General features: G+C 70.7%; 24 protein-coding genes. 12 read left to right on the forward strand and 12 right to left on the reverse strand.

The features are described from left to right. Positions 1–12 precede the first annotated feature (12 nt). From BBK82_RS21130 to BBK82_RS21140, 3 genes are read left to right on the forward strand one after another with little or no spacing between them, the layout of a single operon-like run. Positions 13–792 carry an enoyl-CoA hydratase/isomerase family protein gene (locus BBK82_RS21130; RefSeq protein WP_065916548.1) on the forward strand — a complete coding sequence of 260 codons (780 nt, stop codon included), beginning with the start codon at positions 13–15 and terminating at the stop codon, positions 790–792. Further along, complete coding sequence (locus tag BBK82_RS21135) at positions 782–1,738, forward strand: class I SAM-dependent methyltransferase (protein WP_065916549.1); 957 nt, start codon at positions 782–784, stop codon at positions 1,736–1,738. Before BBK82_RS21130 ends, BBK82_RS21135 begins: the two co-directional genes overlap by 11 nt. Before the next feature lie 4 nt (positions 1,739–1,742). After that, positions 1,743–2,903 carry a THUMP-like domain-containing protein gene (locus BBK82_RS21140; RefSeq protein WP_065916550.1) on the forward strand — a complete coding sequence of 387 codons (1,161 nt, stop codon included), beginning with the start codon at positions 1,743–1,745 and terminating at the stop codon, positions 2,901–2,903. Between the two features lie 27 nt (positions 2,904–2,930). Here the strand turns inward: BBK82_RS21140 and BBK82_RS21145 are convergent, their stop codons facing one another. Continuing rightward, positions 2,931–3,497, reverse strand: coding sequence for a TetR/AcrR family transcriptional regulator (locus BBK82_RS21145; protein WP_065916551.1), 567 nt, complete (start codon positions 3,495–3,497; stop codon positions 2,931–2,933). A 100-nt stretch (positions 3,498–3,597) separates the two neighbouring features. Between BBK82_RS21145 and BBK82_RS21150 the strand changes: the two genes are divergently transcribed. Further along, positions 3,598–4,011 (forward strand): DUF4267 domain-containing protein, encoded by a 414-nt coding sequence (locus tag BBK82_RS21150; RefSeq protein ID WP_071812643.1) that lies wholly within the window; start codon positions 3,598–3,600, stop codon positions 4,009–4,011. On the opposite strand, the gene BBK82_RS21155 is transcribed toward BBK82_RS21150, so the two are convergent. From BBK82_RS21155 to BBK82_RS21165, 3 genes are read right to left on the reverse strand one after another with little or no spacing between them, the layout of a single operon-like run. Next, positions 3,923–4,648, reverse strand: a complete 726-nt coding sequence (locus BBK82_RS21155; RefSeq protein ID WP_065916553.1) for a hypothetical protein — start codon at positions 4,646–4,648, stop codon at positions 3,923–3,925. The genes BBK82_RS21150 and BBK82_RS21155 overlap by 89 nt on opposite strands. A 47-nt stretch (positions 4,649–4,695) precedes the next feature. Further along, positions 4,696–7,953, reverse strand: a complete 3,258-nt coding sequence (locus BBK82_RS21160) for a GH92 family glycosyl hydrolase (RefSeq protein ID WP_065916554.1) — start codon at positions 7,951–7,953, stop codon at positions 4,696–4,698. Positions 7,954–8,011: 58 nt separating this feature from the next. Next, the gene (locus tag BBK82_RS21165) at positions 8,012–8,848 is read right to left on the reverse strand and encodes a nucleoside hydrolase (protein WP_065916555.1); all 837 of its coding nucleotides are present in this window, start codon (positions 8,846–8,848) and stop codon (positions 8,012–8,014) included. Between the two features lie 17 nt (positions 8,849–8,865). On the opposite strand from BBK82_RS21165, the gene BBK82_RS21170 reads away from it, so the two are divergent. Beyond that, the gene (locus BBK82_RS21170; RefSeq protein WP_065916556.1) at positions 8,866–9,621 is read left to right on the forward strand and encodes an acyltransferase; all 756 of its coding nucleotides are present in this window, start codon (positions 8,866–8,868) and stop codon (positions 9,619–9,621) included. On the opposite strand, the gene BBK82_RS21175 is transcribed toward BBK82_RS21170, so the two are convergent. From BBK82_RS21175 to BBK82_RS21195, 5 genes are read right to left on the reverse strand one after another with little or no spacing between them, the layout of a single operon-like run. Next, positions 9,590–10,345, reverse strand: a complete 756-nt coding sequence (locus BBK82_RS21175) for an SGNH/GDSL hydrolase family protein (protein ID WP_065916557.1) — start codon at positions 10,343–10,345, stop codon at positions 9,590–9,592. The genes BBK82_RS21170 and BBK82_RS21175 overlap by 32 nt on opposite strands. A gap of 48 nt (positions 10,346–10,393) precedes the next feature. Then, positions 10,394–11,641 carry a glycosyltransferase family 4 protein gene (locus tag BBK82_RS21180; protein WP_065916558.1) on the reverse strand — a complete coding sequence of 416 codons (1,248 nt, stop codon included), beginning with the start codon at positions 11,639–11,641 and terminating at the stop codon, positions 10,394–10,396. A gap of 4 nt (positions 11,642–11,645) precedes the next feature. Beyond that, positions 11,646–13,139 (reverse strand): 1,4-alpha-glucan branching protein domain-containing protein, encoded by a 1,494-nt coding sequence (locus tag BBK82_RS21185; protein WP_065916559.1) that lies wholly within the window; start codon positions 13,137–13,139, stop codon positions 11,646–11,648. After that, a complete protein-coding gene (locus BBK82_RS21190) occupies positions 13,136–13,873 on the reverse strand; it encodes a class I SAM-dependent methyltransferase (protein WP_170068104.1) in 738 nt (245 codons plus the stop codon). Before BBK82_RS21190 ends, BBK82_RS21185 begins: the two co-directional genes overlap by 4 nt. Position 13,874: 1 nt before the next feature. Beyond that, positions 13,875–14,240: a hypothetical protein gene (locus BBK82_RS21195; RefSeq protein WP_065916560.1), complete on the reverse strand. Its 366-nt coding sequence runs from the start codon at positions 14,238–14,240 to the stop codon at positions 13,875–13,877. 112 nt (positions 14,241–14,352) lie between these two features. On the opposite strand from BBK82_RS21195, the gene BBK82_RS21200 reads away from it, so the two are divergent. Next, the gene (locus tag BBK82_RS21200; protein WP_065916561.1) at positions 14,353–14,991 is read left to right on the forward strand and encodes a TetR/AcrR family transcriptional regulator; all 639 of its coding nucleotides are present in this window, start codon (positions 14,353–14,355) and stop codon (positions 14,989–14,991) included. A 15-nt stretch (positions 14,992–15,006) separates the two neighbouring features. Here BBK82_RS21200 and BBK82_RS21205 read toward each other — a convergent pair whose 3' ends face one another. Next, positions 15,007–15,849, reverse strand: coding sequence for a DegV family protein (locus tag BBK82_RS21205; RefSeq protein WP_065916562.1), 843 nt, complete (start codon positions 15,847–15,849; stop codon positions 15,007–15,009). Between the two features lie 314 nt (positions 15,850–16,163). Between BBK82_RS21205 and BBK82_RS21210 the strand changes: the two genes are divergently transcribed. From BBK82_RS21210 to BBK82_RS21225, 4 genes are all read left to right on the forward strand, one after another. Then, entirely contained in the window at positions 16,164–17,114 is a 951-nt protein-coding gene (locus BBK82_RS21210) for a coiled-coil domain-containing protein (protein ID WP_065916563.1), read from the forward strand. Continuing rightward, on the forward strand, positions 17,111–17,668 hold the full coding sequence (locus BBK82_RS21215) for an OmpA family protein (protein ID WP_065916564.1): 558 nt from the start codon (positions 17,111–17,113) through the stop codon (positions 17,666–17,668). The genes BBK82_RS21210 and BBK82_RS21215 overlap by 4 nt, the downstream gene beginning before the upstream one ends. Positions 17,669–17,681: 13 nt before the next feature. Then, a complete protein-coding gene (locus BBK82_RS21220; protein WP_065916565.1) occupies positions 17,682–18,137 on the forward strand; it encodes a hypothetical protein in 456 nt (151 codons plus the stop codon). Positions 18,138–18,229: 92 nt separating this feature from the next. Beyond that, positions 18,230–19,030 carry an isocitrate lyase/PEP mutase family protein gene (locus tag BBK82_RS21225; RefSeq protein WP_065916566.1) on the forward strand — a complete coding sequence of 267 codons (801 nt, stop codon included), beginning with the start codon at positions 18,230–18,232 and terminating at the stop codon, positions 19,028–19,030. On the opposite strand, the gene BBK82_RS51650 is transcribed toward BBK82_RS21225, so the two are convergent. Together BBK82_RS51650 and BBK82_RS21230 are read right to left on the reverse strand one after the other, a co-directional pair. Next, the gene (locus BBK82_RS51650) at positions 19,027–19,179 is read right to left on the reverse strand and encodes a hypothetical protein (RefSeq protein WP_170067943.1); all 153 of its coding nucleotides are present in this window, start codon (positions 19,177–19,179) and stop codon (positions 19,027–19,029) included. The two genes, BBK82_RS21225 and BBK82_RS51650, sit on opposite strands and share 4 nt — an antisense overlap. A 64-nt stretch (positions 19,180–19,243) precedes the next feature. Continuing rightward, positions 19,244–20,086, reverse strand: a complete 843-nt coding sequence (locus tag BBK82_RS21230; protein WP_065916567.1) for a DegV family protein — start codon at positions 20,084–20,086, stop codon at positions 19,244–19,246. A 211-nt stretch (positions 20,087–20,297) separates the two neighbouring features. On the opposite strand from BBK82_RS21230, the gene BBK82_RS21235 reads away from it, so the two are divergent. Then, positions 20,298–21,080 (forward strand): electron transfer flavoprotein subunit beta/FixA family protein, encoded by a 783-nt coding sequence (locus tag BBK82_RS21235; protein ID WP_065916568.1) that lies wholly within the window; start codon positions 20,298–20,300, stop codon positions 21,078–21,080. Between the two features lie 13 nt (positions 21,081–21,093). Further along, positions 21,094–22,047: an electron transfer flavoprotein subunit alpha/FixB family protein gene (locus BBK82_RS21240; RefSeq protein WP_065916569.1), complete on the forward strand. Its 954-nt coding sequence runs from the start codon at positions 21,094–21,096 to the stop codon at positions 22,045–22,047. Positions 22,048–22,124: the final 77 nt, after the last annotated feature.

Here is a 22,124-nt window from a genome sequence, read left to right on the forward strand (position 1 = left end):
AGGAGGGCCGCAGTGGCTGAGTTCGTCAGGCTCGAGGTCGAGGACGGGATCGGCACGATCCGGTTGGAACGTCCGCCGATGAACGCGCTGAACCGGCAGGTGCAGACCGAGCTGCAGGCAGCCGCGAAGGAAGCTTCCGAGCGGTCCGACGTGTACGCGGTGATCATGTACGGCGGCGAGAAGGTGTTCGCGGCCGGTGCGGACGTCAAGGAGTTCGCGCAGATCTCCCACGCCGAGATGACGCTGCGGGCCAAGGGGCTGTCGGACGCGCTCGGCGCGCTCGCCACCGTGCCCAAGCCGACCGTCGCGGCGATCACCGGCTACGCGCTCGGCGGCGGCTTCGAGGTCGCGCTCGGCTGCGACCGGCGCATCGCCGGTGACAACGCCAAGCTCGGTCAGCCCGAGATCCTGCTCGGCCTCATCCCCGGCGGTGGTGGCACGCAGCGCCTCGCCAGGCTGATCGGGCCCGCCAAGACCAAGGACCTGCTCTACACCGGGCGGTTCGTCGGTGCCGAGGAGGCGCTGCGGATCGGCATGGTCGACGAGGTCGTCGCGCCCGACGACGTCTACGCCGCCGCCGTGCGCTGGGCCAAGCAGTTCGTCAACGGACCCGTGCTCGCGCTCGCCGCCACCAAGGCCGCCGTCGACGGTGGGCTCGACACCGACCTCGAGTCGGGGCTCAAGCTCGAGAGCCACCTCTTCGCGGCGCTGTTCGCGACCGAGGACAAGAAGGCCGGCGTCGCGTCGTTCATCGAGAACGGTCCCGGAAAGGCGAAGTTCAGTGGCAACTGACCCGGCACCCAACCCCCACGCGACCGCGGAGCAGGTCGAGGCGGCCTACCAGGACACCAAGCTCGCGCAGGTGCTCTACCACGACTGGGAAGCCGGCACCTACGACGAGAAGTGGTCGATCTCGTACGACGACCGCTGCATCACCTACGCGACGGACCGCTTCCGCGCCGCCGCCGGTGACGTCGGCCCGTACGAGCACGCGCTCGAACTGGGCTGCGGCACCGGCTTCTTCCTGCTGAACCTCATGCAGGGCGGGGTGATCAAGAAGGGCTCGGTCACCGACCTGTCACCCGGCATGGTCGAGGTCGCGCTGCGCAACGCCGAGCACCTGGGCCTCGACGTCGACGGCCGGGTCGCGGACGCCGAGCGGATCCCGTACGACGACAACACGTTCGACCTCGTCGTCGGTCACGCGGTGCTGCACCACATCCCCGATGTGGAGGCGGCGATGCGCGAGGTGCTGCGGGTGCTCAAGCCCGGCGGCAAGTTCGTGTTCGCGGGCGACCCGACGAACATCGGCAACTTCTACGCCCGCAAGCTCGGCCAGGCGACCTGGTGGCTGACCACCACCATCACCAAGGCCGTGCCCGTGCTCAACGACTGGCGCCGCCCGCAGGAGGAGCTCGACGAGTCCTCCCGCGCGGCCGCCCTGGAAGCCGTCGTCGACCTGCACACGTTCGACCCGGACCAGCTGGAGGCCACGGCCAGGCGAGCGGGTGCGGTCGGCGTCCACGCGGTCACCGACGAGCTGTCCGCTGCGCTGTTCGGCTGGCCGGTGCGCACGTTCGAGGCCGCCGTGCCGCGCGAGAAGCTCGGCTTCGGCTGGGCGATGTTCGCCTACCGCACCTGGCAGAACCTGTCCTGGGTCGACCAGAACGTGCTCGCGAAGGTGCTGCCGCGCGAGGTGTTCTACAACGTGTCGATCACCGGCAAGAAGGCCAAGTAAGGCGTTGGGGTACGCGTTCACCTCGGACGACGTGGCGTTCCTGCGCTCTGCCGCCGGAACCGCCGCACTCGCCGAGGTGGACGCGTTGCCGTTCACGGACTCCTCGCGGCTGCACGACGTCGGCGTTGCCCGCAAGCTGCTCGGCGACGGGTTCGCGCCGGTCGTGGAGACCGTGCTGCTGCGGCGCAAGTCGCTGGCCAAGCTGGAGGACGTCGGCGGCTGGCTGTTCACCGACGACGCGCTGCAGCAGGCCACCGCGTCGGCTGTCGCGCGGCACCGGGCCGAGCGGTTCCGCGGCCGGGACGTCCACGACGTCACGTGCTCGATCGGCGCGGACCTGCGGGCGCTGGGCGAGGTCGCCGCGCGGTGCCTCGGGTCGGACCTCGACCCGGTGCGGCTCGCCATGGCGCACAACAACGTTCCCGGCACGCCCGTCGTGCGGGCCGATGCGCTGAAACCCGTCTCCAGGGGGACGGCGGTCACCGTCGACCCGGCCAGGCGCGACTCCTCCGGGCGCCGCAAGTGGCATCCGCAGGACTTCCTGCCGCCGCTGGACGAGCTCGCCGAGGTCTACGCGCACACCGACCTCGCGGTGAAGTGCGCGCCCGGCATCGACTTCGCGGTCGCGCCGTGGGCGGACGAGGTCGAGCTGGTGTCGCTCGACGGGGCGGTGCGCGAGGCCTGCCTGTGGACCAGAGGGCTTGCCACACCAGGGGTTTCGCGCCGCGCCACGGTGCTGCACGGCGACGCGGCGTGGACGTTGACCGACGCCGAACCCGACGACTGCGCGGTCGCGCCGCCCGGTGAGTGGATCGTCGACCCGGACGGTGCCGTCGTGCGCGCGGGCCTGGTGCGGCACTACGCGGCCCGCCACGGCCTGCACCAGCTCGACGACCGCATCGCCTACCTCAGCGGGCCGAAGCCGCCGCCGGGCATCCGGGCGTTCCGCGTGCTCGACCACGCGCACTACACCGAGAAGGCACTCAAGTCGGCGCTGAAGGCGCGGGGTGTCGGGCGGCTGGAGATCCTGGTGCGCGGACTGGACGTCGACCCGAACACGTTGCGCAAGCGCCTCAAGCTCAGCGGTCCCGACGAGGCCACGGTCGTGCTGACCAGGATCGGCTCGAAGCCGGTCATGGTGCTGTGCCGGCCTGAGCGGACCTGAGTCGTTCCAGCCGCGGTTCGGCGTCGATCAGCTCGGCGCGAAGGCGGTGAGCACGAGGTCCAGCCGGTCCTCGTCGAGGTCGGGACGCAACCGCCGGCCGTGGCGCAGCGTGGCGATGCCGTGCAGGGCGCTCCAGAACGCCTCGGCGAGCGCGTCGAGGTCGCGGTCGCCGGCAACGGGTTCCAGCGCGGCGACGATCTCGCCGAACGACGTGCGCAGCTCGGCCGGCGTCTCCTCGCTGCCGAACGCGATGTCGACCCGCTGCACGAACATGGCGTCGTAGAGCGCGGGCCGTTCGCCGGCGAACCGCAGGTAGGCCTGCGCGAGAGCGCGCAACGGCTCGGTGGCGCCGGTGCGCGCGGCACGCATCTGACTGCCGAGCTCGGCGAAGCCCTGGATGGCGACCGCGCGCACGATCGCGTCCTTGCCCTTGAAGTGGCTGTAGAGCACCGGCTGGCTGTACTCGACCTTCTCGGCGAGCCGGCGCGTCGTCACCGCGTCCCAGCCGTCCGACTCGGCCAGTTCACGGGCCGCGTCGATGATCAGCTGGTGGCGCTCTGCTCGTTCGCGCTCCCGGCGCTCCTGGACGGACACGACACAGAATCTAGCACTGCTAGACAAACGAGCGGCCGATGCGTTAGCGTTGCTCGTGTCGCTAGCAGTGCTAGGTGTTCGGCTCCTGGGAGGGTGTGTCATGCGGTTGACCACGGTCATGGCTTGGCTCGTCGTGGTGGCGGGCTTCGTGTTCGGGCTGAACTTCCTGCTCAACGGGCACGGCGCGGCCGCCGGGTTCGGCATCGTCGACCCGAGCGGCTACTACGTGGTGAAGGGCGTGCGCGACCTGGCGTACGCGTTGACGGCGCTGATCCTGCTGGTGCTGCGCCAGCGGCGGGCGCTCGGCTGGGTGGTGCTCGCCGACTCGGTCATCCCGATCGGCGACTTCTTCTCGGTCGTCACGTCCGGCGGCAGCCTGGCCTACGCGGCCGCGGTGCACGGCTCGGCGGCCGTGCTGGTGCTGATCACCGCGGCACTGTTGCTCCGCGAGTCAGCTCACGCACCGTCTGCGCCAGCTGGGGATCTTCGACCTCGCCCAGCAACAGCCCGCTGAGCACCCGGAACGCGCGCAGCAGCTCCTCGGGGTGCGTGGACAGCGGCAGCGTGCCGCCGAACTCGCCTGCGTCGGACAGGTCGTCGAGGCCGCGGCCTTGGACAGCGCTGACGCCCTGTCTGAGGCAGCGCAACGACATCACGTGGTCGCGCATGGCGTTGATCATGTACAGCGCCTGCCACACCCGGCCCCTCGCGAGGCTCGAGCGGACGTGCAGCGCGTGGAGCCACGCCAGGCCGATGAGCTCGCCGCGGTCGGGCTGCCGCGCCCTCGGGACGTCGTTGGTCTCGCCGAAGAGCACCCGGAACGCGGGTCCGCTCGCGCCGAACTCGTCGGCGGGCCAGAAGGCGACGTCGACCTGCAGCGTCGTGCGCATCAGGAAGACCCGGAACAGGGTCGCGCCGTGATGCACGTCGAGGTGGCCGACGGCACCGCACGCGTAGAGGAGCTCGGTCCAGTCCTTGACCACCGCGTTCATCTCGCGGTCGACCGAGAGGGCGAAGTCGATGTCGGACCAGCGGTCTTCGGAGTCCAGCGCGGCCGACCCCGTCACCGCCGCCCCGACCACCCGCGGGTCGGAGTGGGCGGCGCTGACGAGGTCGCTCCGCAGCCGGTCACGTTCGGCAACGGTGAACACGGCTCAACACTATGGGCGCTGACTCGAGTCCCGAGTCAGGTTCCGCCTCATGCTGTCGCGACGGCGAAGACGTGCAGGTTGACGTCCTCGGGCAGGACGACGCTCTGCAGCACCTTGCCCTCCGGCGCCACGTACGTCTTCGTGGCGAAGATGTGCGTGGCCACCTTCTCACTGCCGCCGCCGAGCTGGTTGCGGTACGGGGTGTTCGCGACGACCACGTTGCCGTAGCTCGGTGCCGCCCCGCCGCCGCCGAGCGTCCAGTCGCTGAACCCGATCTCGACCGGTGCCGTGGTGCCGTCGGTGAACGTCACCGTGGCGGTGCGGGTGCGCGCCCCGTTGGCCGCCGAGCCGAGGAACGCGAGCTTCGTGCCGGACAGCGTGAGCTTCTGCTTGTTCGCGGTGACGTTGTCCGGGCGGCCGGCGGGGGAGCCGGGCCAGGTGAACGTGAGGCCGTCGACGGTGCCGGTCTGGCCGGGCACGAGGCCCGCCGTGGCCAGCGCCTGCCGCGAGTAGCTGTAGCCGCCGCCGTCGAAGTCGCCGTCGCCGGTGGCGTCGTCGGAGGCACCGACGTTGTTCACCGCGGCGAGCATGCTGCCCTCCTGCGCGACCTTCGCGGTCATCGGCAGCACGACCGGTTTGGCGGCGCCCTCCACGGTCACCGTGACGGTGAAGTCGTAGAAGCCCTCCGCCGTACCGGGTGCGGCGCTCACCTGGAACGACGACGGCACCGCGCCGGTGGTGGGGGTGAACGTCAGCGACTCGGGGCCGGTGATCGTGTAGGTCGCCTTGGGGTCGCCGTCGTAGAGCTTGACCGCGTTGACCTTCGCCGTGACCGAGGCACCGGGCGCGACGACGAGCTGCTGCGGTTCGACGGTCAGGTAGTACGGCTGGTCGTGCTTGATCGGCTGCTCGCCGTCGCGGAACGACGGCGGTGCGTCGGTCGCGCCGGTGCCCCAGGAGGACGGCTTGCCGCCGAGCACGAAGTCGAGCTTGCCGCCGCGCTGCACGAACGACTCCGGCAGCCAGGTCTTGGTCGCGCTGCGGCCGTTGACCTTCAGCGACTGCACGTACTTGTTGGCGGTGCTCGCGCCGGGCGCGGTGATGACGATGTCCTTGCCGCCACCGCGGTTGATCTTCACCGAGGTGAACAGCGGGCTGCTCAGCACCAGCTCGGCGCGCGAGGGCACCTGCGGGTACATGCCCATGGCGGTGAACACGAACCACGACGACATCGCGCCGAGGTCGTCGTTGCCGGGGATGCCGCCGGGGGCGTTCTTCCACAGCGTGTTCACGGTCTCGCGCAACGTCTCCTGCGTCTTCGCGGGCTGGCCGGTGTAGTTGTAGAGCCACGGCACGTTCACCGACGGCTCGTTGTCCAGTTCGGACTTGGCGCCGCCCTTGCCGGTGAGCGCCCAGCTGCCGTCGGCGTTGTGGAAGAAGTCGTCGAGCCGCTTGTTCGCGCGGTCCTTGCCGCCCAACGACTCCACGAGCCCGGCCACGTTGTGCGTGACCATCCAGGTGTACTGCGCGCTGCTGCCCTCGACGAACCCGTTGCCGGTGTCGGGCGTGAAGTCCTTGACCCACGTGCCGTCGGCGTTGCGGTTGCGGATGTAGCCGCCGGTGCTGTGCGCGACCGGGTCGAAGTTGTTCTGCCACCACTGGGAACGCTCGGCGAACGTCCTCGCGGTCTTGCGGTCGCCCGTGCGCTCGGCGAGCTGGCTGATCGCGAAGTCGGCCGCGGAGATCTCCAGGGTCTCCGCCGCGCCACCCCAGGCGTTCGACACGGACGGCATGTACTTGTGCTTCAGGTACTTGTCGAGCGACGGCCGCTGCCCGACCGACATCACGGCCCAGCCGTCCTTGCTCAGGTCGAGCGGGGTCGGCACGGTCGCGGCCTTGACCAGTGACTTCAGCGAGGTCCTCAGGTCGTAGCCCTCACCGCCGAACGCGGAGATCGCGGCGAGTGCGATCGGGGCGGGGTCGCCGTTCATCACGTGCGTGCCGCCGTTGTTGTGCGACCAGCGGTCCCAGACGCCGCCGTTCTGCTCGGCCTGGTTCAGCAGCGACTGCGCGATGTCCGAGCCGATCTGCGGTTCCAGCAGGGTGAGCAGCTGCAGCTGCGAGCGGTAGACGTCCCAGCCGGAGAAGGTGCCGTACTGGGCCTTCTGCCGTTGCCGGTTGATCTTGTGCACCTTGCCGTCGAAGCCGGCGTACTCGCCGTTGACGTCGCTGAAGAGGTTGGGGTGCAACAGCGAGTGGTACAGCGCGGTGTAGAACTTCGTGCGGTCGTCATCGGAGCCGCCGCCGACCGCGATGCGCTTGAGCTGCTTCTGCCACGCGATGTAGGCGTTGTCCCGCATGTCCTCGATGGACTGGCCCTTGTTCTCGGCCTTGAGGTTGGCCTTGGCGTTGTCGAGGCTGACGTAGGAGATGCCCACCTTGACGTTCACCTGCGCGCCCGGCTCGAAGCCGAGGTAGGCGCCGGAACCCTTGCCCAGCACCGGCCAGCCGTTGGTGCCGTACGTCGTGCCGCCCTTGGAGGTCGTGCCTCCGGGCGTGACAACGTTGTCCTGGTACGTGCCGACCTCTGTGAACGGCTGGTCGAACTCCGCCACGAAGTGCAGCGTGTAGTAGCTGCGGCGGCCCACCTGGTTGATGTAGCCGCAGAAGTTGCCGGACGTGACGCTGCCGGTGATCGTCCGCTTGTCCTGGTCGACCACGGTCTGCGCGTCGGAGGAGCCGACCTGCGACTTGGAGGTGTTGACCAGCACCGTGGCGGGCTTGTCGGCGGGGAAGGTGAACCGCGCGGCACCGGTGCGTTCGGTGGCGGACAGCTCGGCCTTCGCGCCGGACTTGAGCGTCACGTCGTAGCGGCCGGGCTTGGCCACCTCGTCGGCGTGCGCGAACTCGCTGGCGTAAATGGCATCGGTGGCGTCGGTGGTGGGGCTGCTCGTCACCGTGCCGACGTGCGGGAAGATCGGGATGTCACCGCTGCCGCCCGCGCAGCCCGTGCCCGACATGTGGGTGAGGCTGAAGCCGCGGATCTTCGTGGCGTCGTACCGGTACCCGCCGGGGGCCGCGGCGCGCAGGGTGTTGCCGCGGGACGCCTCCGGGCTGAAGGAGAACATGCCGAACGGCACGACCGCGCCGGGGAAGGTGTTCCCGAGGTTGGTCGTGCCGATGAAGGGGTTGACGTGTGCCGCTGGGTCCGGCACCACCTGTACCTGGGGCTGAGCGGAGGCAGGGACCACTCCGAACGTCATGGCCACCGCCACCGCAGCTGTCGTGAGGACTCTTCGCTGCATGGTCGCGGACCCTACTTTCCGTGCCCGCCCAACCCCAGAGAGCGACGCGAACCTGTCGTCAAACGGACAAGCGCTGCTCCATGAAGGTCTTCAGCGCAGGCCAGTCGGTGTCCTCCGCGACCTCCACCTGGTGCTTTCCCTCGACGAGCGCACCCTCGTCGTCGACGTCGAGCAGGTGGGTCTTGAGGGTGAGCGTGCCGGGGATGATCGCCTCGGCCACCGCGACGGCGTCGTGCACGAGGATGCCCTCGTAGTCCGACCGGCCGGCGAGGTAGGCGCGGTAGGTGTCGGTGAGCCCGCTCAGCACCGGGTCCACCGCGTCGAGGAACGCCGGGTCCGCGATGCACCGCTGGGTGAGGTTGAGCGGCACCACCACCGGTCTGCCCTTCCTGATCACCGTGCGCGCCGCCGCGGGATCGGCCCAGAAGTTGAACTCGGCCCGCTCGGTCGTGTTGCCGAGCCCCAGCCCACCACCCATGACGATCAGCCGCGGGAACTCGACACCCGCCTCCAACGCCCTGGCGATGTTGGTCTGCGGCCCGATCGCGGCCACCACGGTCTCAGCCGTGACGTGCTCGCGGAAGAACTCGACGACGTCACCCTCGTGGAGCGCGCGGTCGTTCTCCGGCAACGTGTGCGCCCGCCCACCGAGCCCGTCCTCACCGTGCACGTCCGCCGCCCCGCTCGGCCCCTCCGCACCCCTGACCACGGGTACGTCGGTCCGCCCGAGGTGCGCGAGCAGCCGCTGGGCGTTGCGCGTGGTGTGCTCCAGCGACACGTTGCCGAACACGGTGGTCAGCGCGACCAGCTCGACCTCGGGACTGCGCGCGGCCAAAGCGATCGCGAACGCGTCGTCCACGCCGGGGTCGGTGTCGATGATGAGAGGAATCGCCATGTCTCTAGAGTGCCTGCATGACGAGCATGTGGGGCGCACCGGTGTGGACCAGGTGGGCCAGGTCGCGCCGGGATCCGCAGCAGGCGCGCTTCCTCACGATGGCGTCGTTGCGGTGGGTGGTGCGGCATCGCGCGTACACGCCGTGGTACCTGGTGCGGTACTGGCGGCTGTTGAAGTTCCGGCTGCTCAACCCGCACGTGGTGTTGCGCGGCATGGTGTTCTTCGGCAAGCGGGTCGACGTCATGGCGCGGCCGGGTTACGGGCGGCTGGAGATCGGGCGGTGGGTGCACATCGGGGACGGCAACGCCATCCGGTGTCACGAGGGGTCGTTGCGGATCGGCGACAAGGTCGTGTTCGGCAAGGACAACACGGTCAACTGCTACCTGGACGTCGAGATCGGGGCGTCGAGCCTCGTCGCGGACTGGGTGTACATCTGCGACTTCGACCACAAGACCGAGGACATCACGCTGCCGATCAAGGACCAGGGCATCGTGAAGTCGCCGGTGCGGATCGGGCCCGACTGCTGGCTCGGCACCAAGGTGACGGTGCTGCGGGGCACGCGGGTCGGGCGCGGGTGCGTGCTCGGGGCGCACGCGGTGGTGCGCGGGGACGTGCCCGACTTCAAGATCGCGGTCGGGGCGCCGGCCCGTGTGGTGCGGGACCGGCGCGCCGACTACGAGGCGGACGCGCAGCGCCGGGCCGACATCGCCGACATGGCGCGCAAGGCCGAGGAGGCGCTGGCTAGGCGAGCGGAAGAAGCTGCGGACGCTTAGGCGTGAAGCCGTCGCCGGGCTGGCGGCCGATCAGCTTGTTGCGCGAACGGGAGTAGGCGACCGGGATGACCTGGTCGCGCAGCCACCGCCAGTGGTCCCACATCGACGCGTTGGTCGCGGCACCGGGCAGCGGCGCCATCCACGAGGAGTCGAACGGGACGCCCAGCGCCGACAGCAGGTGCCCGGCCAGCCGGCGGTGGCCCAGCGACGACAGGTGCAGGCGGTCGGGGCCGAAGTAGCGCGAGTCGTTGACGCACTCGTCGGCCCACACGTCCACCAGCAGCGCGCCGTAGCGGTCAGCGGCGGCGCGCATCGCCGAGTTCAAGGCCTCGATCCGCGGCCGCATGCGCCAGCCGAACGGCATCCGGTGCGAGATGTCGCTCAACGTGAACACGGCGGCGGTCGGCGCCAGCGCCGTCGCGGCGCGCACCATCGCGTCGGCCCGTTCGGCGATCTGCGGGATCGTGGCGCCGGACATCACGTCGTTGCCGCCGCCGAACAGAACCACCAGATCGGGTGACAGCTGCGCGGCCAGCGGCACCTGTTCGGACAGCATCTGGTCGAGCCGGCGTCCGCGCACGCCGAGGTTCGCGTAGCGGAAGCCCGGCGCGTCCAGCACGGACGCGACCCGGTCGGCCCAGCCGCGGTACGCGCCGTCGGGCAGCAGGTCGTCCAGGCCCTCGGTGCAGCTGTCCCCGAGTGCCACGAAGCGTTGGTATCTCATTCAGTCCTCGGTCACCTCTCGTTCACGTGGCCGCGGACTGTACTTGAGCTAGGTGAACAGATTGCCCGTGGCGATCTTGGGGCGGCCCAGCACCCGCGGTTCGCGCACGACGGCTGAGGCGTAGACCTCCGCCGTGCCCGCCGCGATCGTGGCCCAGTCGAAGTCGGTCGCGAGCCGTGCCTTGGCAGCGCGCGCACGGGCGGCGGCGGCCGTGGGGTCGGACAGCACCGCACGCACCGCGCGAGCGAGTCCGTCCACGTCACCGGGGGCGAACGACAGCCCGGTCACCCCGTCCAGCACCACCTCGCCGAGCCCGCCCGCGGTCGACGCGACCAGCGGTGTCCCGGCGGCGGCCGCCTCCAGCGCCACGATGCCGAACGGCTCGTACCGCGACGGCAGCACCACCGCGTCCGCCGCTGTGAGCAACGCCGCGAGAGACCTGTCGGAGAGATGTCCGACGAACTCCACCGCGCGCAGCACCCGGTGCTTGCGCGCCTGCTCCCGCAACCACTCCGTCTGCGAGCCACCGCCCGCCACCACGACCCGCGTGCCCCGGTGCGCCCGGCGGATCCGCGGCAGCGCGGCGATCAGGTCCTGGATGCCCTTCTCCCACTCGATCCGGCCGAAGAACAGCAGCAGCGGGTCGCCGTGCGGGCTGTGCTCGTGCCGCGCCGCCGTCACGTCCGCCGGGCGCACCCGCCAGCCGCCGGGCTCGATGCCGTTGTGCAGCACGGAGACGTCCGCGGTGTCCACTTCGAACAGGTGGGCCACCTCGCGCCGCATCGCCGAGGAGCACGTGATCAGCGCGTCGGCGCGGTTCGCGAGCCACCACTCCACCGAGTGCACCTGCTGGTTCAGCGGGTGCGAGAGCCAGCCGGAGTGCCGGCCCGCCTCGGTCGCGTGGATCGTGGCCACCAGCGGCACGCTGAACGCCTCCGCCAGCGCCACCGCCGGGTGCGCCACCAGCCAGTCGTGCGCGTGCACCACGTCCGGGCGCCACGGCCCGAGCGCCAGCCCGGCGCGGACCATCGCGTGGCCCATCGCGAGCGTCCACGCCACGAGGTCCTTCTCGAACACCAGGTGCGCGGGGTCCTCGGCGATCCTGATCAGCCGCACGCCCTCGCTCTCCAGGTCCGTCGTCGGGTGCGTGACCGCGTCGGTGCCGGAGGGCTGCCGGCACAGCACGACGACCTCGTGCCCCTGCGCGGCCAGCTGTGTCGCGAGCGCGTGGACGTGCCTGCCCAGCCCGCCGACGACCACCGGCGGGTACTCCCACGACAACATCAGCACGCGCATGCCGTTACCCCATTCCTCGCGCGTCCAGCTGCCCGAACGGGCCATCTGCCGCGCGGAGTTCCGCCGCCCTGGCCAGACCACCGTGCTGACGACCGTTCCGGCTGCCGCGCGCCAACGCCGCGAGCTCGCTGAAACGATCGCTGTGAATCTTCGCGCGGTAGCGCGCGTAGTCGGCGGCCGAGTCCTTCGTGACCATGAACGCCCAGTCGCTCGACAGCGCCAGCAACGCCTCGCGCACCGCCTGGTCCAGCACCGGGTCCCTGGTGGCGCCGGAGAAGTCGAGCTCCAGCAGCTCCCGTTGCACGGCCGCGTTGAGCGACACGATGTCGGAGACCTGCGCGCCGTCCCACACCCGCCAGTCCTTGCCGCTGCCCCACGACGACGCGGGCAGCTCGACCGGTGCGCCCACGTGGCCCGCCTCGACCGCGCCGCGCAACGTCGTCACGCGCACACCGGCCTCCGGCAGCGCGCGCAGCACTCCCTCCAGCCACAACGGACCCTCGTGCCACCAGTGCCCGTAGAGCTCGGTGTCGTAGGCCGCCACGACCAGCCCGCCGTCGATCGCGCGCAGCCGCCGCACGACCGTGTCGACGAAGTCCTCGACGTGCCTGCCGATCGCCTCACGCGCCAGCACCGGGTCGTAGGGCCGCTTGTCCTCCGGCGCCACGTTCTTGCCCGTCACCCGCGACGGCTTCAGGCCGGTGGGGTGATCGAAAGTGTGAAAATCCCGGTACGCCGCATCACCCGGATAGCCGACCTTGGGCGACCAGACCCGGTAGGACACCTCGAGGTCGCGGCCGAACGCCAGCACGTCCGACGAACCGACCGGGTGCGCCGCGGACGTGTCGCCGTGCAGCGCCGGACCGTCGACCAGGAACCGCCGCACGCCCGCCGCCGCGTACCCCGTCTCCATGCCGGGCGAGTAACCGCACTCCGGCGCCCAGATGCCTTCCGGTGCCTTGCCGATCCGCAGCGCGGTGTCGTCCAGGCCGGTCCGCAGGGCGAACGCCCGCACGCGTGGGTCCAGCAGCGGCTGGAACGGGTGCGTGGCGGGCCCGCCGAGCAGCTCGATCGTCTGCGAGTCCACAAGGGACCGCAGAATCGGCGAGAACCCGTGCCGCCACTGGGTTTCGAACTGCTCCAGAGCCCAGGCCGACGCCCGGTGCTCGTACGTCGACAGCTCCGGCAGCCGGCTGCCGGCCAGGTGCGAGCGCAGGTGCCAGTTGCCGAGCCAGTCGTGCGCGCCGCGCAGGCAGTACGGGTCGTCCAGCTGGGCGGCCAGCACCGGCGTGACGCCGAGGGTGAGGACGTCGTGGCGGCCCTCCTCGGCGAAGCGCCGCAACATGTCCACGACGGGCAGGTAGGAGTGCGCCCACGCCTGGTAGAGCCACTCCTCGCCGACCGGCCACGCGCCGTGGTGGGCGAGCCAGGGCAGGTGGCTGTGCAGCACCAGGCAGAAGGTGCCCTCGTGCTGCTGTCCCGGGTTCTTGCGGGTCACGCGCGCACCGCCACGGCCACCAGGTCGAGGCACGTGTCCAGGTCCGCGGAGGTGATGTCGAAGTCGTCCACCGTCACTGACTCGACAGCCTCCTTGAGCTCGGCCGGCCACGGTGCGCCGGACAGGGCGACCTCGACCTGTGCGTCGATGATCCGTCCGTTGAGGAGGGAGTCAAGTCGGCGCCCGTGCCGCAGCCCGCTCAGTTCGTCAACCGCGAAACCGGCCTCGCGCAGCATCTCGTCCAGTTCGGACGGAGCCAGTTCCCTGGTGTGGAACGGGTTCAGCGGGGTGTCCTGACCGGGGGAGAACGTGAGCCTGTTCGGCGTCGTCACGATCAGCGTCCCGCCGGGACGCAGCACCCGCGCGCACTCGGCCAGGAACTGCTCCTGGTCCCAGAGGTGCTCGATCACCTGCAGGTTCGCCACGACGTCCACAGTGCCCGAACGCAGCGGCAGGGTCGCCAGGTTCCCGCGCAGCACGTCGAGCTGCGGGTAGGCGCGGGCGACGTGTCGCGAGGTGAGCTCGTCGTAGTCGAGCGCGACCACCCGCCGCGCGACCGTGCGGATCAGCTGGGCGCCGTAGCCCTCGCCGCAGCCGGCCTCCAGGACCACGGCGTCCCTGCAGTGGCCGATCAGGTGGAGGTAGGCCGCCTCGTGGCGGCGGAACCAGTAGTTCTCCTCGGCAATGCCGGGCACCGTGCGTTCGCCGGTCAGGGGGAGGGTCACGCCGGTCAGGTTACTTGTCAGTAGTGACAGCCGGTACCGCGGAGCGCCGTCGCACGACGTGGTGCGCCACCGCGACGGCGGCACCGCCCGCGGCGAGGAGCGCGGTGACGGCCGGGCTCATGTACTTCGACAGGCTGGGCGCCTCGCTCGGCCCGGCGAGCCACGCCGTCACCAGTCCCGCGTAGGCCAGCGTGAGGCCTCCCGTCCACCAGCGCAGCGCCCTCGACCGGCGGTCGCGCAGGCTCGCCGCGAGCGTGATGAGCATCGGGATCCCGGAGATCAGGCCGAACTGGCCGACGACGAGGACCGGGACCGCCCAGGCCGCGACGAGGGTGCCGGTCGACGGGTGGGCGGAGGTGCGGTTCTGCTTGGTCATGACGTCTCACCTTCGTTAATGGGTGTCGTTGAAGTTAGAGCCTCTAACTGTTGTTAGACGGTAGGGTGTAACGAACGTGGCTGTCAATAACGGAAGTGAGAGGGTCTAACTGATGACGGACTCGGTGCAGAGCCCGCGGGAGCGCTATCGGGTCCAGGTGCGCGAGGAGGTCAAGCGGCGCGCGTGGGAGCAGATCGCCTCAGCGGGTGTGACGGCGTTGTCGCTCAACGCCATCGCGAAGGAGATGGGCATGAGCGGGCCCGCGCTCTACCGGTACTTCGCCGGGCGCGACGAGCTCATCACCGCGCTCATCAGGGACGCTTACCGCGGGCTCGCCGACGCCGTCCGCGCCGCGTACGAGGACGGCGCCGACCTGGTCGGGCTGGCCGCGGCCATCAGGGCGTGGGCGCTCGCCGACCCGCAGCGGTACCTGCTGATCTACGGCACGCCGGTGCCCGGCTACCACGCGCCGGGCGAGATCACCGGGATCTCCGACGAGATCCTCGCGGTGCTGCTGGAGGTCTGCGCCGTCGGGCCGTCGGGTGACGAGGGCTCGACCGCGTTCGACCTCCACCTCGACAGCCGCCGGGTGTGGGTGGTCACCGAGTCGGCGCGGACGGCGACCGTGCGGCGCGCGCTCTCGTTCTGGACGCGCGTGCAGGGCGTGCTGTCGCTGGAGCTCGCCGGCCACTTCGGACCGATGGGGTTCGATCCGGGTGTGCTGCTCGCGGACGAGGTCGCGGCGCTGTAGCGGCCGGCCGGGAGCTCAGTACGGGGAGACCGTGACGGCGAGCGCTCCGGGGCCCACGTTCGCGCCGATCGCCGCGCTGACCTGGGTGAGCACGACGTCGCGGGCGTGCGGGATCCGCTTCTGCAGCATCTGCAGCAGCTCGTGGCCCTCCTTCTCGGCGGCGAAGTGCTCGACCGCGAGGTCCACGTTGCGCCCGTAGGCCAGTGCCACGGCCTTGTCGGCGAGCTTGGTCAGGGCCCTGTCCCGGCCGACGACCTTGTCGAACGGCTCCACCTCGCCGTTGACGACGGTGAGCAGCGGCTTGACCGAGAGCGCGTCGCCGAAGAGCTTCGCCGCGGCGCTCACCCGCCCGGCGCGGCGCAGGTAGTGCAGCGTGTCCACGTAGATCAGCACGTGCGCGTTGCGGCCGCGCTGCTCGGCGACGCTGCGGGCGTGCTGCACGTTGCCGCCGGTCTGCACGATCCGCGCGGCGGCGAGCGCCGCGAAGCCGAGCGTCATGCCGGACGAGTGCGAGTCCACGATGAACACCGGCACGCGCGACTTGGCCGCGGCCGCCTTCGCCGCGTCGGTCGCGGGGGACAGCGACGGGGTCACGTGCACCGACACGATCGTCTCCGCGCCCTTGGCCCAGGCGTCCTGGTAGGCCCAGAAGAACGCGTCCGGCGCCGGCGGCTGCGTCGTGATCGGGATTTCCGCCTGCATCGCCTGCAGCAGGCGTTCGGTCGGCACGTACGCCTCGTCGATCAGCTCCGCTCCGATCTTCAGCTGCATCGGCACGGTGATGATGTTGAACCGTTCCGCCAGACGGGCCGGAAGTGACGCGGTCGAGTCGGTGACGACGGCTACACGTGAGGACACGGGAAGGAAGGTTAACGAAGCGTGATCGCGTGGACCACTGGCGAAGGATGGCAATTGGTGTGACGTATGCCTGCGCCGTCGCTTTCCGTACACGCCGAACGCACGGAGTGAACACCGTGGAAAGGCGAGCGACCTTACACAATCGGGTGACTGGTGGTTTGGTAAAGTTGATCTAGGGTCGTCTTGTTTGCCCTGCAAGGCATGCCATTTCCGGGGGTCGCCGAGACGCCGTCTGTCCTTTGTCGACGCTGGTTGGGGCTTGGTCAACTGGGTACGCTCGCACAATCTTCGGCAGGGTGAGCGAGTAGGTGACCATGGGTGCAAAAGAGCACGAGATAGTTCCGCTGCACGCCGGTTTCGACGTTGTCTACCGCGGTTTTCACCGCCGTCAGGTCATCGACCACATCGAGAATCTCGACGAGCAGCTGCGCTTCACGAGCCTCGACCGGGCGGAGGCGCTGGCGCAGGCCGCGGATTTGCGCAAGCTCCTGGAAATGACGCGCAGGGACCTCGAAGAAGCGCGGTCCCGGATCGAACGCCTCGAATCCACCTCCGGGTCGCACGCGAGTGCCACCGAACGGATGCACCGCATGCTCCGCCTCGCCGAGGACGAGGCGGCGGAGATGCACCTGCACGCCGAACGCGAGTGCGCCGACCTCCGGCAGCGCACCGAGGTCGAGTGCGCCGCGATCGTGGCCGAGGCCGAACGCGAGTCCGCCGCGCTGCGGTCGGAGGCCGAGTCCGAGCTCTACGCGACCCGCCAGCAGTGCGCGTCCCGCGCCGCGGCGATGGACGAGCGCGAGGTCGAGCTGGAGCGCCGGTGCGCCGACCTGGAGGCGCAGCACCAGCAGCGCGCCGACCAGGTGGAGCGCGAGTGCGCGGAGGCGATGGAGCAGGCCCAGTCCGACGCGGACCGGTTGCTGCGCGAGACCGCCCTGGCGTGCAACTCGCTGGAGGCCGACTCGGAGCGCAAGCGCGAGAAGGCGCAGCAGTTCTTCGAGCTCTCCATGACCCACCGCCGCAACGAGGCCACCCAGCACCTGCAGGAGCAGGAGGCGCTGGCCCGCGCCCGCGCCGAGTTCGTCGTGAAGATGGCCTGCCGGGAGTCCCAGCGCCGGCTCGCCGAGGTCGCCCAGCAGACCGACGAGCTGCGGGAGCTGCGGCGCGTCGTGCACTCGCAGCTGTCCGCCGCCCGTACCGCGCTGACGGTCGCCGCCGACCGCGTCGCGCCCGCGATGATCCCGGAGCAGGTGGCCGCGTCGTGAGGCGCTGGCTTCCGCTGGTCCTCGGAGCGGTGCTGGTGCCCGCGTCGGTCACCGCCGTCGGGTTCTCCGTCGCGGGCGAGGAGCTGACTTCCGCGCTGTCGTCGTCACCGGCCGTGCCACCGCCGACGGCCGGTCCGGTGCCGCTCGCGGCGTTCGAGGTGCCGGTGCGGATGGAACCGCCGGCACCGCTGCTGGTCTCGGCCGCCGTCGCCCAGCGCAGCGTCCGGGAGCTGTTCGGGGCGCACGCGGTGAAGGGCGTGACGTACACGCCGGGCACCGCTTCGCTCGCCGGCCGCGGTGCGGACGTGCGCCGGGCGTTGGCGGCGGTGCTGCGCAACGTCTCCGGTGGCGCCGTGACCCTGGTGGCCCACGCCTGGAACGGCGAGACGGCGTCGCACCGCTGCGACGTGCTCGCGTTGCAGCGCGCCGGCCTGCTGCGCGACTACCTGGCCTCCCAGGGCGTCGACAGCGTCATCACCACCCGCGTGGTCGTGGACCCCGCCTGGGGCCCGCCGTCGGACGCCGGACCTCAGATCGACGTCCTCGTCGGATAGGGAGGAACCTGGCATGGCAGGGGCCGTCGGGATCGTCTTCGGGTTGTGCGTGCTGTCCTTCACGCTGGGGGCGGCGCTGATGTACGTCGTGACGCGGCGCCGCGAGGACGCCTCGGAGGCTCCGCCGGTGCCCGCCGCGGCCGCCGCTCCCGGTGTGTCCACCTCGGACGCCACGTGGGTGCCCAGGCCCGCGCCGGTCGAGGGGGTGGAGGACGACTACGACTCGCGGCCCATCCACCGCAACGCCGTGATGGGGCTGCCGCAGGCGGAACCGGCGCTGGCCGCGTTCGCGGAGCCGGTGGTGGAACCGGTGGCGGACCCTGTGTTGGACGATGGGCAGGGTCCCGCGCTGCCACCGCCCGCCATGCCGCAGCCCGTGGAGCACACGACGGCGTCGGAGCGCGACGACTTCCGGCAGCGGTACCTGCGGACGTTCGAGGAAGCGCGCCGCAAGGCCGGCAGCAACTAGCAGGGCTTTGTCGGATCGGCTGGTCCGAAAGCGTTCGGTACCCGTCCGAAACTCGCCGGACTCGGACCGGTGGCTGCTGATATCACTCGACCATGACTTCCAGCACCGACCGCACGCAGCACTTCCACACCCTCCACCAGCAGCCTCCGCTGGTGCTCCCCAACGCCTGGGACGTGGCCTCCGCACTGATCGTCGAGGCCGCCGGTGCCCGTGCCGTCGCCACCACGAGCGCTGGTGTCGCGTGGAGCCTCGGCGCGCCCGACGGCGACCGGCTCGACCGCGATCTGGCGGTCGGGCTCGTGGCCAGGATCGCACGGGCTGTGAAGGTTCCGGTGACAGCCGACATCGAGGCGGGCTTCGGCGCGAACGCCGACGAGGTCCGCCAGACCCTCGAAGCGGTCGCGGCGGCGGGTGCGTCCGGCGTGAACATCGAGGACGGCCACGGTGGTTCGGTCAGGGAGGTCGCCGAGCAGTCCGAACGGCTGCGGGCGGCCAGGGAGGGCGCCCCGGAGATCTACCTCAACGCGCGGATCGACGTCTACCTGCGTGGTGTCGGTGACCCGGCCGGCCGGCTCGACGAGACGCTCAAGCGGGCGGAGGCCTACCTCGCGGCCGGTGCCAGCGGCATCTTCGTGCCGGGCGTGACCGATCTCGCGACCGTGGCGGAGCTGGCGAAGAACGTCCCGGCCCCGCTGAACGTCCTCGCCGGCCCCGGCGCGCCCACCACGGCGGAGCTCGGTCAGGCGGGCGCGGCCAGGATCAGCGTCGGCACGGCACTCGCCTCCGCGGCCTACGCCGTGGTGAAGCGGGCGGCGGAGGAGATTTTGAGTGCCGGTACGTACGAGAGCACGAAGGACGGGTTGGGGTACGGGGAGCTGAACGAGCTCTTCTAGTGGCGCTTCCCGCCGCGGAACTTGCGCAGCAACTGCTCCGCCTGCGCGCGGCGGCGGGGGTCGCGGGAGAGCTCGCGTGCCTTGGCCTGCAAACGACGCCCCGAAGGGCTGTGCAGGAACCTGGCGATCTTGTCCATGAATCCGGCCATCGGTTCCTCCAGGTGTCCGTTACGTCCAGTTCAACGCAACCAGGAGCACTGGAGTTCCCGAAGATCAGACGGGTGAAACGGTGATGCCCAGCGCGCCGGGGCCCACGTGGGCCCCGATGGCCGAGCTGACCTGCGTCAGCATGAACTGGCGCACGTTGGGCACGCCGCGCCGCAGCTTGCGCAGCAGCCGCTGGGCCTTCTCCAGTGCGTCGAAGTGCTCCACCGCGATGTCGACCTGGTCGGTGCCCGCGCGCTTGATCGCGATGTCCAGCATCCGGTTCAGCGCGCGGTCCGCGCCGATCACCCGGTCCAGCGGGGTGATCTGGGCGTCGGACATGGTCAGCAGCGGCTTCATCGACAGCGCCGAGCCCAGGAACGCGGCCGCGGCGCCGATCTTGCCGCCACGCCGCAGGTACTCGAGCGTGTCGACGTAGATCAGCTCGGTGGACCTGTCGTAGCGGCGCATGGCCGTCTGCAGCACCTTCTCGGCGGTTCCGCCCGCCTCCGCCACCTTGGCCGCGGCCTGGACGGCGTAGCCGATGCTCATCCCGCAGGTGTGGGTGTCGACGACGTGCACGGGGATGCGCGACTGCGCCGCCGCGTGACGGGCCGCCTCCACCGTGGCGGAGAGCCCGCCGGACACGTGCACGGACACCACGGCCTGGACGCCCTGCGCGGCCAGGTCCCCGTAGGTCCAGAAGAACGCGCCGGGATCAGGTGGGATCGTCTCCACGGGCACGTTCGCGCGCATGGCCGAGACCAGCTCGGGGACCGGGATGCGGGCCTCTTCGTCGGTGTGGTCGCCGATCCTGACCTGGATCTGGACCACCTCGATGCCGAGCTGATCGGTCAGCTGCGCCGGGAGGCAGGCCGTGGAGTCGGTCACTACTGCTACTCGCCGGTACATGTCCGCGCAGGGTACTCGCCCGAATGGGTTACGTCTCAATCGGTGGTGCGACCGGGTGAGAACCGTCACGCTAGCGGAGTGCTTGCTCCCGTTTGCACCGCTGCTACTGGCGGGTAACATCCGGGTGATGGCAGGGTCGTGAACACCCGGCGGCGCAGTTCTGAAGTCCTCTGCGCGTCGCCGCCCGTCCGCAGGAGGTCGAAGAGGACCTATGAACATTGTTGTCCTGGTCAAGCAGGTGCCTGACACCTGGTCCGAGCGCAAGCTCACCGACGCCGACCACACCCTTGACCGCGAGTCCGCGGATGCAGTGCTCGACGAGATCAACGAGCGCGCCGTCGAAGAGGCCCTGCAGCTGCAGGAGGCCCACGGCGGTGAGGTCACCGTGATCGCGATGGGTCCCGACCGCGCCACCGACGCCATCCGCAAGGCGCTCTCGATGGGTGCCGACAAGGCGATCCACGTGAGCGACGAGGCGTTGCACGGCTCCGACTCGATCGCCACCGCCAAGGTGCTCGCCAAGGCCATCGGCACCGTCGAGAACGTGGACCTCGTCATCGCCGGCAACGAGGCGACCGACGGCCGCGCGGGTGCCGTCCCGGCCATCATCGCCGAGCTGCTCGGCCTGCCGCAGGTCACGCAGCTGCGCAAGGTCACCGTCGAGGGCACCACGATCAAGGGTGAGCGGGAGACCGACGAGGGCGTCGCGTTCCTCGAGGCCTCGCTGCCCGCCGTCGTCTCGGTGACCGAGAAGATCAACGAGCCGCGCTACCCGTCCTTCAAGGGCATCATGGCCGCGAAGAAGAAGCCGGTCTCCACGGTCTCGATCGCGGACCTGGGCGTCGACGCCTCCGAGGTCGGCCTGTCCGGTGCGTGGACCCAGGTGCTGGAGGCGGCCCCGAAGCCGCCGCGCAGCGCCGGTCAGCGCGTCGAGGACAGCGGCGACGGCGGCGCGAAGATCGCCGAGTTCCTCGTCGGCCAGAAGCTCATCTGAGGGAGGGGTAACCATGTCTGAAGTACTCGTTCTCGTCGACCACGTCGACGGCGAGGTCAAGAAGGTCAGCTACGAGCTGCTCACCGCCGCTCGCCGCCTGGGCACCCCGGCCGCCGTGGTCGTCGGCGCTCCCGGTACCGCCGCGAAGATCCGCGAGTCGCTGGGCAAGTACGGCGCCGCGAAGGTCTACGCCGTCGAGTCCGACGACGCCGTCAACTTCCTGGTGACCCCGAAGGTCGACGCGCTGGCCGCACTCGCCCCGAACGCGGCCGCGGTGCTCGTCTCCGCGACCGCCGAGGGCAAGGAGGTCGCGGGCCGGCTCGCCGTGCGCATCGACTCCGGCTGGCTCGTCGACGTCGTGGACGTCGAGGCCGACGGCACCGGCGTGCAGTCCATCTTCGGTGGCGCGTTCGTCGTCAAGGCGAAGGTCAGCAAGGGCACCCCGGTCATCACGGTCCGCCCCGGCGGTGTCGAGGCCGAGGAGTCCGCCGCGGACGCCGCCCTCGACGAGTCGGTCTCCGTCTCCGTGGACGCCGCGAAGGCCGCGAAGGTCACCTCGCGCGAGGCCGTGGTCGGTGGCGACCGCCCCGAGCTCACCGAGGCGTCCGTGGTCGTCTCCGGTGGCCGCGGCGTCGGCTCGGCCGAGAAGTTCTCGACCGTCGAGGAGCTCGCCGACTCGCTCGGTGCCGCCGTCGGTGCCTCCCGCGCCGCCGTCGACTCCGGCTACTACCCGCACCAGTTCCAGGTGGGCCAGACCGGCAAGACGGTCTCGCCGCAGCTGTACGTGGCACTGGGCATCTCCGGCGCGATCCAGCACCGCGCCGGCATGCAGACCTCGAAGACGATCGTCGCGGTCAACAAGGACCCCGAGGCCCCGATCTTCGAGATCGCCGACTTCGGCGTGGTGGGCGACCTGTTCGCCGTCGCGCCGCAGCTGACCGACGAGGTCCGCAAGCGCAAGGGCTGAGCACTTCCAGCCACCGGAGGGCCGTCCCGTTCGCGGGGCGGCCCTCGCGCGTACCCCGGACAACCGTGGGTTAACCC

Source organism: Lentzea guizhouensis (assembly GCF_001701025.1).
Classification (GTDB): Bacteria; Actinomycetota; Actinomycetes; order Mycobacteriales; family Pseudonocardiaceae; genus Lentzea; species Lentzea guizhouensis.